General features: G+C 57.6%; 9 protein-coding genes. 4 read left to right on the forward strand and 5 right to left on the reverse strand.

Annotated elements, in window-relative coordinates; all coding sequences use genetic code 11:
• The first annotated feature begins 1 nt into the window (after window position 1).
• The 4 genes from ACUZ79_RS10425 (at window position 2) to ACUZ79_RS10440 (ending at window position 6,210) form a co-directional block, all read left to right on the forward strand.
• Window positions 2-1,417, forward strand: coding sequence for a glycosyltransferase family 9 protein (locus ACUZ79_RS10425; protein ID WP_449251551.1), 1,416 nt, complete (start codon window positions 2-4; stop codon window positions 1,415-1,417).
• A 123-nt stretch (window positions 1,418-1,540) separates the two neighbouring features.
• Complete coding sequence (locus ACUZ79_RS10430) at window positions 1,541-3,550, forward strand: flagellar hook-length control protein FliK (protein ID WP_449251552.1); 2,010 nt, start codon at window positions 1,541-1,543, stop codon at window positions 3,548-3,550.
• A 24-nt stretch (window positions 3,551-3,574) separates the two neighbouring features.
• On the forward strand, window positions 3,575-4,318 hold the full coding sequence (locus tag ACUZ79_RS10435) for a flagellar hook assembly protein FlgD (RefSeq protein WP_449251553.1): 744 nt from the start codon (window positions 3,575-3,577) through the stop codon (window positions 4,316-4,318).
• Between the two features lie 83 nt (window positions 4,319-4,401).
• Window positions 4,402-6,210: a flagellar hook protein FlgE gene (locus tag ACUZ79_RS10440; protein ID WP_449251554.1), complete on the forward strand. Its 1,809-nt coding sequence runs from the start codon at window positions 4,402-4,404 to the stop codon at window positions 6,208-6,210.
• 199 nt (window positions 6,211-6,409) lie between these two features.
• Here the strand turns inward: ACUZ79_RS10440 and ACUZ79_RS10445 are convergent, their stop codons facing one another.
• The 5 genes from ACUZ79_RS10445 to ACUZ79_RS10465 form a co-directional block, all read right to left on the reverse strand.
• Window positions 6,410-7,408 carry a hypothetical protein gene (locus tag ACUZ79_RS10445; protein WP_449251555.1) on the reverse strand — a complete coding sequence of 333 codons (999 nt, stop codon included), beginning with the start codon at window positions 7,406-7,408 and terminating at the stop codon, window positions 6,410-6,412.
• 37 nt (window positions 7,409-7,445) lie between these two features.
• Window positions 7,446-9,566: an HD domain-containing phosphohydrolase gene (locus ACUZ79_RS10450; RefSeq protein WP_449251556.1), complete on the reverse strand. Its 2,121-nt coding sequence runs from the start codon at window positions 9,564-9,566 to the stop codon at window positions 7,446-7,448.
• A gap of 100 nt (window positions 9,567-9,666) precedes the next feature.
• Complete coding sequence (locus ACUZ79_RS10455; protein WP_449251557.1) at window positions 9,667-10,794, reverse strand: transglutaminase-like cysteine peptidase; 1,128 nt, start codon at window positions 10,792-10,794, stop codon at window positions 9,667-9,669.
• A 253-nt stretch (window positions 10,795-11,047) separates the two neighbouring features.
• Window positions 11,048-12,199, reverse strand: a complete 1,152-nt coding sequence (locus ACUZ79_RS10460) for a (Fe-S)-binding protein (protein ID WP_449251558.1) — start codon at window positions 12,197-12,199, stop codon at window positions 11,048-11,050.
• A 1-nt stretch (window position 12,200) separates the two neighbouring features.
• Window positions 12,201-13,580 carry an FAD-binding oxidoreductase gene (locus tag ACUZ79_RS10465; RefSeq protein ID WP_449251559.1) on the reverse strand — a complete coding sequence of 460 codons (1,380 nt, stop codon included), beginning with the start codon at window positions 13,578-13,580 and terminating at the stop codon, window positions 12,201-12,203.
• Between the last annotated feature and the right edge of the window lie 24 nt (window positions 13,581-13,604).

Here is a 13,604-nt window from a genome sequence, read left to right on the forward strand (position 1 = left end):
AATGGCTGCTGATCCGATTCTGGTGCTGCAACTGCACCGCATGGGTGACCTGATTCTCACCTTTCCCCTGCTTATCCGCCTGCGCCAGCTTTGGCCCCACAATCCCCTGTGGATTGTGGCAGAACCGGCGTTTTTTCAGCAGCTCATGCCCCTGGCGCCGGATGCCGTGTTTTTTCCTCCTTCACACTGCGCAGAGCTTGCCCGCCAAACATACGCGGCGGCGATCAATCTGAGCAGCAATCCGGTTGCGTCCCAGCTCATGGCGCGGCTTGAGTCACCCCTCAAGCTAGGGCCTGTAGCCGACAGCGATGGATTACGCGTTCAGGGCTTCTGGCAATTGTACCGCGCGGCCCTGACGCAGAATAACCACGCCAATGCCTTTCACTGGGCCGATCTGCACCTGCTGGACCTTTCCCCCGCTCCCAACCTTGCCGTTGTAGGGCATTCGCGCCCCGAACCAGCGGGGACGCGCCGTGTTGGTCTGGTGCTTGGGGCCAGCGAGGCAGCAAAAAGACCGGATGCGGCCTTCTGGGCACGACTTGCCATGCGCCTCGCGGCGGCAGACCTGGCCCCGGTTTTTGTGGGCGGCAAGGCCGAGAAGGAACTGGGCGATGAAGTGGCGCGGCGTTCCGGCCTTGCGCAGGCTAACCTGTGCGGCAAGCTTACACTGCGCGAAGTTGCGGCCCTCATGGGCACCCTTGACCTGTGCATAACGCCTGACACCGGCCCCATGCACCTTGCCGATTACCTTGGCGTACCAGTGCTCAATCTCTCTATGGGGCCGGTACACGCCCGCGAAACAGGCCCATCCGCCCCCGGTCAATGGGTACTGCGCGCAGCCATGAGCTGCGTAGGCTGCTGGCAGTGCAGACGCAACCGTCTTTTTTGCAAACAGGCCTTCATGCCCGCTGCTGTAGCCCAGCTTGCGCTGCAAATCCATCAGGAACTTGCCACTGGCAGGCCCAGCAGCAAGGCTCCAGACAATGGCCTTACCCTCTACCGAACCGGGCGTGATGCTCTTGGGCTGCACACCTTGAAACCTTACCCTGAGCCACGCGGCAATTCCTGTCGTCCCCAGCTTGAAGACGTATGGCAGGCAGCCTTTCTTTTTCTGTATGATCCAGGCCAACAAACCATGCTGCGCCAACGGCTGACACGCCTCCACGCGGAACATCCCGCGCTTGCTGAGCGTCTTGCGGCCCGTCTTGCCCACCTTTGCGGCCTGTGCAGCGATCATCTGAAAAAGCGTACTCCCCTGCCCGATGATTTCTGGCGCGTCCAGCCAGGCATGATCCGCCTGTTCACCGGGCACCTGCACATGTTTTTGCAGAATGAAGGCTTCAGCGAGCAGGGCTGGCACACAGCAGTGCACAGGCTTGCTGCCCTGGCTCCGCTTTTTGCCAACCCATCCTCCTAGCGCACTCCCCATTCGGCAAGTATTGCCCTTTCCTCTCAATCTATATCCACATAACATGCTGAATTAATTAGATCAACAATTTTGGAACACTCCTTGTATAACTCAGCGCGCAAGGAGTGAACCATGCAGATTATTCCCACAAGCGTAAGCACTAACGAAACGCTTTGGAACGTTGCCACCAACAACCGCCCCACTGACGAGCGGACGTCTTCCTTTATGGACGCCCTCAACTCCAGCTTGAAGGCCGTTGAAGAGGCTGACGCATCTGCCGATGTTTTTGGGGACACGTCAGAATCCAAGCCCAGCACTCCTTTTACGCCCACCGCCAGAGCCGCCGCGCAGGTGCAAAGCCCTTATTCACGCAACACCAGCAACGGCGTCACCTACACGCTGAACGAAGTCTGTTTTACCAAGCAGGAAGTGCAGGACATGCACAGCAAGCTCATCAAGGCTGGCGCCACGCCTGAAAGCCTTGTCAAGCTTGCGGCACTGGCGGAAATGCCTGACGGCGCAACCCTCGCGCAGATAACGGCCAGCGTTAAGGGCGGCGGGGACATCCCTGTTCTTAGCGATGAGGACAAGGCCAACATCACCTCGCTGCTTAAAAAGATTGATCCAACGGGCGTTCTGGATACCAATGTTCAGGCCATGATGTTGCAGGGCAACACTCAGCAGGCATTCAACACCATCTCGGCCTTTGTGAGCAAGCTTGACCCGGCGGGCACCCTTGAAGTGAGCCAGGGTGAGGCCATTTCGCTCGGGCGCGGCCTTGGCCTTGGCACTGCCAACCTGCAAACCCTGGCAAACAGCTTTGGCAACAGCGCCTCCGTCACCTGCCTGAACGAACAGTTCGGCACGCTCATGGCCCCGGTGACAGACTTTTTCACCACGCAGGCCGCTGCGCAAAAAACGCTTGATACTGCCCTCAAAACAACGTTGCAGCCAATCATTAGCAAGGCGCGGGCTCGCACGGAAAAAGAGAAGCAGGCCAGTTCGCTGCTCGACCGCACGGTGCAACAGAGCAAGACTCTCATAGACAAGACCGTTCAGAAAAAAAGCAGCAATATTCTTGGTGAAACCCTTGAAGCGGGCCAGAAGGCCGAGCCGGGCGATATCAAGATCGCTGCGCAGAGCGAAGCCATCGGCAAGGACGCGACCGCTGCAAAGCATGAGGATGATCGCAGCATCACCGAGAACAAGGCCACAGCGACCCAGCGCATGCCCGCAGAAAGAACCGCCGGCAGCACAGCCGCGCAGCAATTAAACACGCAGGCGGGGCAGCAGTCTGGTTCGCAGGCAGTCTCTCGCGCAAGCGCGCAGGCAGAACCCCAGACAGGCACGCAGGCGGGCACGCAATCGTCCCCAAATACTCCTGCCAATCAGATTCACGCGCAGTCTGCCACACAGCAGGCAACCGCTCTGGACGACAAGGGTCAGAAGAATGCTGACAGCAATTCCGGGCAGAACGAATCTGATAAAGACCAAAAGGGCAAGTCCGCCTGGAGCGATCTGCTGGGCAAGGTTGATACGCAATCAGCGGCTGTTACAGGGCGCGGCACCACACCTGCCTACGCGGCAGCGCAGGCCATGCAAACTGCCCTTGCGACCCAGAACACAACTGACGTGCAGGATCCCTCAGCCGTTGCCCCCATCGGACGGCAGGTGGCGCAGCAGGTTGAACAGGGCATGCTTTCAACCGTCAAGGGCGGCGGCACCCGGCTTGATCTGCAACTGAACCCTCAGGAGCTGGGATCCATCACGGTTTCCCTTTCGGTTCGCAATGGCGAAGTCAGCGCGGTAATCCGCTCTGAAAAGTCGGAAACCAACGACATAATCAGCCGTCAGGTCGATGCAATCCGCATGAATCTTGAGCAGCAGGGCCTTAAGGTGGACAAGCTCGAAGTGCGGCAGGAAACGCGGCAGGAGCAGAACAGCGCATCCTGGCAGGATTTCAGCCAGCACAATTCCCGGCAGGAAGAAGATGCCCGCAGGGAAGAACTTTCCCGACTGAAGAATCTTGCAACTGTACGTAATTCCAGCTCAAATATGAATATTTCAACTTTGGAACAGCCTGTGCATTCTCTTGGCAACACGGCAAGATATACCACCAGCAACCTCAACGTGGTTGCCTGAACCGGGCTGTGAGGAGAATGAAGTATGGCCAGCAGCGTAGCATCCGCTATCACCCAGGCGAACAACGAGTTCAATGCCGTTGTCGGCAAGCAGAATGGTGGCGCTAACCTTGATAAAAACGCCTTTATGCTGCTTCTGGTGACGCAGTTCAAGTATCAGGATCCGCTGAACCCTATGGACGACAAGGAATTTGTCTCCCAGATGGCGCAGTTCTCCAGTCTTGAACAGCTCATCAACCTGAATACCAGCATGGGTTCGCTGACTACTGCCACCAACAACCAGCAGATGATCAACGCCACGTCGTACATCGGCAAGGAAGTGACAGTCTCTGGCAACAGTATAGGCAAGGTTACGGACGCAACCACAAAGACGACATCCATCACCAAGTTCCGTTATGCGCCCAACGATGCCGTTGCCAGCGGCACCATCACGGTGCGGGATGCCGAAAACAACGTCATCTACACGGAAACCGTGACGCCCAAGGCAGCAGGAACCACCTACGAGTTCAACTGGAGCGGCAAAAACGGCGCCGGAACAGTTGCCCCGGATGGCGTGTACACGGTCAACCTGTCCCTGCTCAACGCCAGCGGCGAGGCTGTGCTTGCCGACCAGGTGGTGGACGCCAGGGTGACGGGCGTGGTCAACAACGATGGCACAGTGTATCTGGGGCTTGATGGCGGTCAGTTGATGGAGCTTTCAAAAGTGCGGCAGGTCACACAGCCGACCACCAGCACGAGCACATCCGGATCGGGCACGACAACGGGTTAACAGTACAGAAGTAACAACGGGCAGGCAGTCCCCACTGCATTACCCGGAAAAAATATCCCCTATCCCAAGACACGGAGGAAGATATGAGTCTCTCATCCAGCATGTGGGCAAGCGTTTCCGGCCTTATGGCGCACGGAAACAAAATGAACGTCGTCGGCAACAATATCGCCAACGTCAGCACCCTGGCTTACAAGGGCCAGCGCGCGGACTTCAGCGACTATCTTTACACCGATAGCGGCAGCGTCAGCGGCACCACCCAGATTGGCCAGGGCGTCAGCACCTACGCGGTGCTCGGCGACTACTCGCAGGGTTCTCTTGAATCCACCAATTCAGGATCAGATCTTGCCATTTCTGGCAACGGGTACTTCAAAGTTCGCCAGCCAGACAGTGAGCAGGCGTACTACACCCGTGCCGGCGATTTCTATTTCAATAACAAGCGCGAGTTGCAAAATCCTCAGGGCATGATTCTGCAGGGATGGGAAGTTGACAATAACAGTTCTTCTGTTGTTTTCAACTCTGGTTCTACAACTACAAGCAGCAGCTCGGCCTCAACAACCGCATACAAGGGCACTGGTTCGCCCAAGGATATCGTGCTTGACAACTGGAACCTTCCCCCCAAGCTCACACAGAGTGTTTCGTTCACCATGCAGTTGTCGAACGACGCTGGCATGGACAAAACGACCAGTACCACCAGCCCCATGACAGCGCTGTTCGACCAGTGGGACGGCTCCAAGGCGACGCCGCTGGCCGACAATGCATATGCTGCCAGTTCCCCCATTACCGTCTATGACGAGGGTGGTACAAAGCACCAGCTCACGGTCTACTACGACAAGGTTGACACCAGCAACAGCTCGTACAAAATTGATAACCTGCCTTCCGGCTACACAGTGTACGAATATATTGTGACGATTCCTCCGTCAGAAGACAACCGGACATATGGTGATAGCGTTACGCCCACCCCGGTGACGTACGATTCTTCTGGCAATCCGATCCTCCCGGCAAACAGTCATACATTTCAGGGCACCGATAAGGCCGGTATGCTCATGACCGGGCAGTTGATCTTCAACGTCAGTGGGCAACTGGTCAACCAGACTGCCTATACGTATGGCGCTCAGGATACCGCTACTGCTGATTATCAGTGCGATCTTGATCCGACGCTTTCCACGTCATGGCAACCGACCAAGATTTCCAATAATGGCCTGCCTGTGTTCAACGCCAACTTCTCAGGCTCGGCCCTCAGCAACAGCGTGTCCGAAATTTCATCCTACGGCGGCAGCAACCACAGCCTCTCTGAGAAAAGTATCATCGAGCTGGATTTTGGCCTGAGGGATACAAGTGCCACACCGTGGAACAATTCCACCAAGACGTTGGATGATTTACAAGTTGTCCCCCCGGTTGCGCCTGCCACTCAGGGCACCATTGACTACAATACCGCTCCGTGCACCATGTCTTCAACCTCGCGCAGAAACGGTGCCTCCATCGTGACAAGCGGCAGTTCACTTGTGCAGTCATCAAAAGCTGATGGGTATGCATCAGGCGTACTTAACAACTTTAACATTGACGCTAACGGCATACTTTACGGCAAATATGACAACAACGAGACCTTGGCCCTGTACCAGATTTCCATGTATGACTTTGACAACCTGCAAGGCTTATACAGAGAAGGAAATAACCTTTACTCTGAAACAAAAGAATCTGGATTTGCCCGGCAGGGCGTTGCGGGCGATAACGGCTTTGGCACCACAAAGGCCTATAATATTGAACAGTCCAACGTGGACATGTCGCGCGAATTTGTGCAGATGATTGCTACACAGCGCGGCTTCCAGGCCAACTCAAAGACCATCACCACGGTGGACAGCATGCTGGAAACCGTTATCGGCATGAAGCGGTAACATAGAGATTGCAGTAGAAAGAAGGCCGGGGGGCCACAAGGCCCTCCCAGCGTTGGGGATAGCGCTGCAAACCTTTCTTTCCCGTGTCGGGCGTCGGCCATTTGGCCGACGCCTTTTCGCGTTGCAAACAAGCCTGCCGCGTCAGCGTGAAAGGAAAAACAGGAAGCTAGAGGAAAGGAATTCAACAAATGCGAAAAAACTATCGGCCTCTGTCGCTCACGCCGAGCGGCTTGTTGCCGATGGTGCCGCGCAGCCAATCGCAGTAATCGGGAAAGGTGGTCAGCAATATCTTGAGGGCATTTTCTTCTGCCAGAGCATATAACCGGGCCGTTACCTTGCCCGTGCCTACCCAATGCTTGAGGTGGCGGGAAAGATCGGCATGCCGGGCAGTCATGCCGTGCGCATGCACCCCCCGGAACCACTCCACACCAGTATCAAGGCAGACAGGCCCACACTGCCTGAACGCGCCTGGCGGCAATATTGGGCCATGCGGCACGCATAGGGGCCGCGTCTTTTTCAGATCAAGCAGGCAGGCCCATTCATTGACGCGGCATTCCGGCAGGGGCCAGGGTTGGGCATCAAAAATGCCTGCAAAGCCACGGTCATACGGCCTTGCAAAAATGCCCCTCTGGTGCGCCAGCGCATAAAGCTGCTGCAATTGACTGTAGGTGGGCCGAAAATCCAGATACCGCTCAGGCCCACACGGTTCACAGCCCATAACCTCGCGCGTCAGCTCCGCCACACGAGCCGGGCAATTCCAGCACTGGCCAAGGTGGCCCACAACCACGGCATCACCCATAAGGCCGCCCAGATAGCCAAGCACATCCTTGAACACAACGATATCGTTGTGCATGAGAAACAGCCTGCTGCTCGTGCTGTGCTCAAAGGCGTACTGGTAGCGGACGCTGTAGCGGTAGGCATCATCGGCAAAGCGCGCCGGGTCAGCGGCATTGAGATCAAGCCAGTGGTCTGGCTGAAAAACCCGCAACCTCTCCCCTATCTGGCTGCTCAGATACTGCACCAGCGCATAGGGGCTGACGATATCATACTGCGAACCATAAGGCTCAAACTGCAACCAGATAGTGCCCACATGGTTGCCACTGTGCTTGAGCAGCGACAGAACAGAGAGCGCTGTCTGATACGGCTTGGCGAAAATGTTTATCGCCACGTCTATCTTTTCAGAGCTGTCCTGCTGCATCGAGAACTGCGGCACTGCGCCCGTCATATCCGACTCTCTATTCGGCTGCGGCAGATTCTGCGGCAGGACCAGATTTTTCGCTGGCCGCATCGGCTGTGGCAATGGCCTGCTGCAAATCTGCCGCAGCAACATTGGCAAGAGCGCTCACAATCTGGCTGTCAAAGCCCTTGTCCTTCATAAGCAGGGCAACGGCTTCTTCGGGCTGCATGCCAGCGCGGTAGGAACGTGGGCTGACCATGGCGCAGAAAGCGTTGACCACGGCCAGAATACGCGCATTGTGATTGATGGCCTCCCCGGCCAGATGCTGGGGCAGGCCCGAGCCGTCCATGCGTTCGCCCATCTGGAAGACGGCGTCCGGCACTGGCAGGTTGAACTGCATGTCGCGCAGGATGCCATAGGCATACTCCGGCGCGCGCATAACCTCGGCCTGTTCCTCGGGGGTAAGCTTGCCCTTCTTGGTGAGCAGCTCGCGCGGCACAAAGATCTTGCCCACCTGCGAAAGGCGGGCCGCAAGCCGCAGGGTTTCCCTGTCCTTGTCGGGCAGGCCCATAGCGCCGGAGAGCAGCTCCGCCACATGCTCCATCTTCATGGAGTGCCCGATGAGGTTCACGTCCACACTTTCAATGGCCCTCACAAGGGCGGCAATACTGTTGGCCTGACGTTCACGCGCGGCCTCGGCACGGCGGCGGAATTCCGTAATATCCTGAAAAATGCCCACGCAGCCGCCCTTGCCTTCTTCCCCTGAATTATCGTGATCTTCAAAGGGAAACAGGGTCACGCGGAAAAGGCGCACATCCCCGGGTTGGGGAACAGAAATCTCGATGCTGCCTTCCTTGCCGCTGGCGCTCACCTGAGCCATGCCCTCCATGAGCCGAAGGGCGGCATCTTCCGGCAGGGCTTCACCCACGGGAGTTCCCTTGAGGGACTTCTCGTCCTTGTCCGCTATCTGGCAGAAGGCCGGGTTGCACATCTGCAAGCGACCGTTTTTGTCCATGAGCATAAGCCCGGCCTGCAATGAGGCGTTGACGCTGTCGAGCATGATCTTCTGCTGGCGGATAAGCGTGTACAAATGCTTGAAATGCTGGGCAGTGGCCCTGTGCGAACGACTTACCAGCGAAGCCCAGATAAAGGCCAGCAAAAGCGCCGTGCCAAGACTGCCAAGAATGCCCAGACCGTATATCTGCTTTGCCTGGCTTTCCACCAGCGCATCAACCATGTCTGCCGGAGCCTCGATGGTCACAAGCCAGCCCATGCTGCTCATGTAACTGCCGAGGGAATAAGCCTCGCCGCCGCCCACAAGCCCCTGCCGACGCTTGAAACCAAGGCCGTCAGCCAGGGCCAAGTGCTGCACTGGCTCAAGCGCAGGTTTGGCATCGCGCAGCAGCACGGCCTCTGTGCCGTTGCCAACGGCCTGCAAAATACGCGGCAGCAGCCCGCCATACTGGTCTTGCCGCTGGGCAAGAAATGCCGTCAGCACCCTGTCCACAGGAATGGTGGCAAAAAGCACAGCAATGGGGGCGCTCTCGCCCCGGCCCAGCACTTCGTACATGGGATCAGCCAGATCAATCACCATTGTGTCGCCAAGAGCGCGCACAGGGCCAAAAACAACAGTTTTCCTGTCAACGGCGCTGGTCACAAGGGCCACCTGGGCTTCGCCAAGGGGCGCATCCCCTTTGCCCACCACAAAGGGATTGCCCTTGGGCGAAACAATCCGTGCAGAAACCCAGTTTTTGCCGCGCGCAAAATCCCGCAGCAGATCCTGCATATAGCCCATCTGCTCGGCAAGATTACGCAGCGATTCATCGCCGTTTTCCATGGCATCAGGGGCAGAAAGGCGCGCCTCGCCATCGGAGCCAAGGTTGCGCACATCCACGGCAAACAGGCGGAACATCTCCGCGCTGCTCACAAGCCGCGCCTGCTCAACAACGGTTGCATGCCATGCGCGGATGGATTCCAGCGATTTATCCACCCACGATTGCTGCATTTCACGCTGGTTATTCAGAATATCCTGCGTAACGTTCTTGAGCTGCAAGGTGCAGAGGCCGTAGGCCACAGCTGCCGCCACAACAAAAAGCGACAGGCTGACAGCAGCCACGGCGGCTTTTTTCAGACGATAGCGACCAGCAACGGACTGCTCATTAAGTTCCTGCGTTTTCATAGGCTTATCCTATAGTACATTGCGCATTAACGTACCGTTTGCGGTGAAAACCCCACAAGGGTGTGGGCTGCGCGCTGCATGCCGCATGCCTGCGGCGGCTTTAGTCTATCTTGCGGCCCTTCATATGGGCCCACCGACCGAATTCATTGACCGAATACTGCGGGCTGTACTGCCGCACCTTGGTGTGTGAAAGCACTGAATTACTGAGATTATCCAGAATAAAGGCATCGTCGTTCAGATATACGACCAGAACAGCATGGGCAAAATTTCTGATTGTGTCGCGCACAACCACAACTCGCATGCTTTCGGGCGGAATGCCCAATTCCTTAAGAGAAAAATACTTGATAATGGAATAGTCTTCGCAGTCGCCAGACTTTTTCAGGAACTCCGCCGGAATTTCCCAATAGTCTTCCTGCCGCCAGTTGACGATGTCTTCCACATAGGGCCACGTATTCCAGAAAGAATTTACGTAGCGCAGCAGTTCCATCTTGTTGTTCACCGGAGCTTTGGACTTGAACATGTCCCAGGTAACGCCCTTTTTGAACACCTTGCCGGGTATGAATATGGGATCCATCTGGTTGCGCTTGAGCAGATCAAGCCAGCCCGGCAGAGTGGACAGGGGACGCTTGAACTCCACAGTGCCGAAAAGCTGCACCTTGGAATCGTGCGCAGGTGCTGCGGGCTGTGCTGCGGATTGCGCCGCGCCTTTTGCGGCATCCGGTGCCGCGCTCTTTGCTGGGGCATCGGCTGCGGAAGGATCTGGCTTTTCAGTTGATTGCGAAGGATGCGTGGATGGGGGCTGATCTGCATTATCAGCCTCCGTCTGTGGCTGAACGCTGGAATCAACACCGGTCTGCTGGATTGTCTGGGGGCCAGTTTGCTGACCCGATTGCAGCCCCGACTGCTGTCCTGATTCCTGCCCTGATTGCTGGTCAGCAGGGGGCAAAGCAGCGTTTTCCCCAGTATTGCCGTTCTGTTCTGCCCCCGTATTCGCCTGATCAGGTGTCGCAGCAGGCGGCGCTGTATTATTTTCCGCAGCGGCGGAAGACACGGCAGGCGGCTCGGAAACTTCGGCATTGCCAATGGCTGCGCGGGGTTGCAGATTGAGCGAACCTGCCAGTGCGGGGTTACAGCCATAGGCCCAGAACAGCAGACACGCCAAAAGGGCCGCCATGCCCCCGGAAAGGGCCGCGACCAGAGCAAATTTGGAGTATCGAAGTTTGGGCATAGGCTCACCGATTACAGGTGTGCATGTTGCGGCATACTATACTGCCGCTTATGGGGCGTCCAGTGGTCAGAGGTGTTTCGGCTTATTTTTCGGCATGCTATGCCCAAGTTCCACCTCGTACCGAACACCATGCACCATTCCTCAATAAGCCATTGCAGAATATTGCGGCCACACCCGCAGGGGCAACCATGCCCGCCCAAGAGCTGCAAAGTTGCACAAACGCTGCTTCAAGTCCGTATGGGAGCGGATGCGCCTAAGTGCGGGAATCTGCCAGTGCTGTCACATCAAGCCAGTGCCGCACCTGTACATCCTTGCCCGCTGTAGCCGAAAGCTGCATGACGCAGCCGCTGCACCCGGTGACAATGTGCCGGATTTCAGGGGCAAAGCCTTTCAGGCATTTGCGCGCCATGTCTGCTGAAAGATCGGGGTTGGACATTTTCAGTATGCCGCCCATGCCGCAGCACAGGCCAGTGCCTTTTTTCAAGCCCGGCAGCCCCGCCGTGAGCAGGGGCAAATCAGGATCATCAGAACCCCAGTGGCAAGGCTGATGATAACCCACCACTGCCGGGGCCGTTCCCGTGGGGCTGATCTGCGGCCCCACAAGCAGGGAGGAAAGCCCAACGCACTTCTGCTTCCACTCCTTGCCCTCCTCCGCCGACATAACGGCGGTGTAGCCATCAAGGCTGTGCTTGCACGAGGCGCAAAAGCTCGCCATTAGTGGTTTGTCAGCCCTACGCCACAGCTCAAGGTTGCGCTCTCGCACTTCTGCCAGGGCCCCCAACTGCCCGGCATGGTGCAACGTGCCGCCGCAGCAGGCAAAATCCGCAATGTCCACAAGGTCGTATCCCCAGCCTGCCAGCAGTTGCCGGGCATTGGATATCCAGTGGGGACGCGCATTTTTTGCCGTGCAGCCGCTGAACAGGGCGACTTTTACGCCGCTGACCTTTTTGCGGGGGCGCAGGGTCATCCACGGTTCGCAAGGCTCCAGATCAACCAGCGCTCGGGCGGTTTCCACAGAAGACCGCAACACGCCGGGAATAACGAAATCTGGCGCAAGCATGGCAATTTTGCCCGCCATGGGCCACAGTGGGCCTGCGCGTCGAATCCACATGTCCCAGAGCGTTTGCGTCCAGTGAGGATTACGTGCCCGTGCCTCGGCCAGCAGATCGCTGGTAGAAAGCTTGCGCGCGCAGGCCTGCTGGCACCGCTCGCACCCGGCGCAGAGACGGGCCAGTTCGCGGATATCCTCCCAGGGCAGGGGGGAATCCGGGCTGCCGCCGAATTCGGGATCAATCTGCTCCAGAAGCAGGCGCTTGCCCTTGGGCGCGTATTCCTCGCGCTTGAAGAGCGCGTACACAGGGCAGACATTCAGGCATTCACCGCATTGTGTACAGCCGCGTTTCATTTCAGTACCCCTTGCCGGGATTGAGAATGCGGTTGGGATCAAAGACACGGCGCAGACGCAGCATGAGGGCATGTTCCTTCTGCCCGAGCTGCTTGCCAACTTCTTTCAGGCATCCGCCGCCGTGCTCGCCAGAAAGACTACCGCCACACTCAAGCGCTGCCGCATCCAGCTCATGATGGGTTTTCAGTGTGCGGCGGGCATCGTCAGCGTCAGAGACATCGTAATGCAGATTGGCGTGGATGTTGCCGTCGCCCGCATGCCCAAAGGCGATAAGGCGCTTGCCGTTGCTGGCGGAAATTTCTTCAAATTTACGCACGGCCTTGAGAATGGAGCCGCGCGGCACGGCCATGTCGCCGCCGATACGGTCTGGCCCGAGCACATAGGAGGCCGCTGAAACCCTGCGCCTATAGGCCCACAGCTTGTCTTCCTCTTGCTTGCCCACGCCTTCCATGCGCCACAGGGCGTCATCAAGCTGTTTGGCGAGGCGGGCATTCTCCAGCGGCACAGTCTCCTTGCTGCCGTCCACCTGAAACAGCAGCAGCGATTTGACGCTGTCCGGCCACGGCACATCACCGGTTTTGGCAAGGATTTCCAGCACGGTTTCATTCATGAATTCCACCGCGCAGGGCAGGATACCAGCGGCAAAAACCTTGCTCATGGAGGCCAGGGCCGCATCCAGCGAAGGATAGCCCACAAGCACCGATGCCGAAGCCTCGGGCCGGGGCAAAAGCTTGAGAATAAGCTTGGTCACAATGCCAAGGGTGCCCTCGCTGCCCACAAAAAGCCGCCCGAGATCAAGGCCTATGACATCCTTGTGGGCGCGGCCGCCGAACTTCACCAGTTCGCCGCCGGGCAACACGGCCTCCAGCCCAAGCACGTAATCGCGGGTGACGCCGTATTTTACGGCGCGCAGGCCCCCGGCGCAGGTAATGACATTGCCGCCAACGCTGGTTGCCTTGCCGCTGGCCGGATCCGGCGGGTAAAACATGCCCAGCTTTTCGCACTCTGCCTGAAGCAGAGCCGTAGTAACGCCCGGTTCCACTACGGCAACAAAATCTTCTTTATTGATCTCGATTATTTTATCCATGCCAAGCATGGAAACAACAATGCCGGGAACCGTGGGCACGCACCCGCCGGAAAGGCTGGTGCCGCGCCCGCGCGGATGCACTGCCACATGCTCCGCATCTGCCCATCGCATAAATTTGCACAGTTGCCCGGCGCTCTCGGGCCGAACCATGGCCAGCACCGTACCCGTGAGCAGGCTGGCATCCGATGCGTAAACGCGCAGCACCTTGGGGTCAAAGGACACGCCGTCCTCAAACAGATCCACAAGAAATTTCTTGTGCTCAGGGGTGAGCGAGGTCAAAAACTCCCCTGTCATGTCATACTCCAGTGCGGTTATTGC

The sequence above is a fragment of the Desulfovibrio faecalis genome (assembly GCF_053570625.1).

Coding starts and splice junctions, on each gene's coding strand:
- ACUZ79_RS10430 (WP_449251552.1), top strand. CDS start 1,541: ATGCAGATTATTCCCACAAGCGTAAGCACTAACGAAACGCTTTGGAAC.
- ACUZ79_RS10440 (WP_449251554.1), top strand. CDS start 4,402: ATGAGTCTCTCATCCAGCATGTGGGCAAGCGTTTCCGGCCTTATGGCG.
- ACUZ79_RS10455 (WP_449251557.1), bottom strand. CDS start 10,794: ATGCCCAAACTTCGATACTCCAAATTTGCTCTGGTCGCGGCCCTTTCC.
- ACUZ79_RS10425 (WP_449251551.1), top strand. CDS start 2: ATGGCTGCTGATCCGATTCTGGTGCTGCAACTGCACCGCATGGGTGAC.
- ACUZ79_RS10465 (WP_449251559.1), bottom strand. CDS start 13,580: ATGACAGGGGAGTTTTTGACCTCGCTCACCCCTGAGCACAAGAAATTT.
- ACUZ79_RS10445 (WP_449251555.1), bottom strand. CDS start 7,408: ATGCAGCAGGACAGCTCTGAAAAGATAGACGTGGCGATAAACATTTTC.
- ACUZ79_RS10460 (WP_449251558.1), bottom strand. CDS start 12,199: ATGAAACGCGGCTGTACACAATGCGGTGAATGCCTGAATGTCTGCCCT.
- ACUZ79_RS10435 (WP_449251553.1), top strand. CDS start 3,575: ATGGCCAGCAGCGTAGCATCCGCTATCACCCAGGCGAACAACGAGTTC.
- ACUZ79_RS10450 (WP_449251556.1), bottom strand. CDS start 9,566: ATGAAAACGCAGGAACTTAATGAGCAGTCCGTTGCTGGTCGCTATCGT.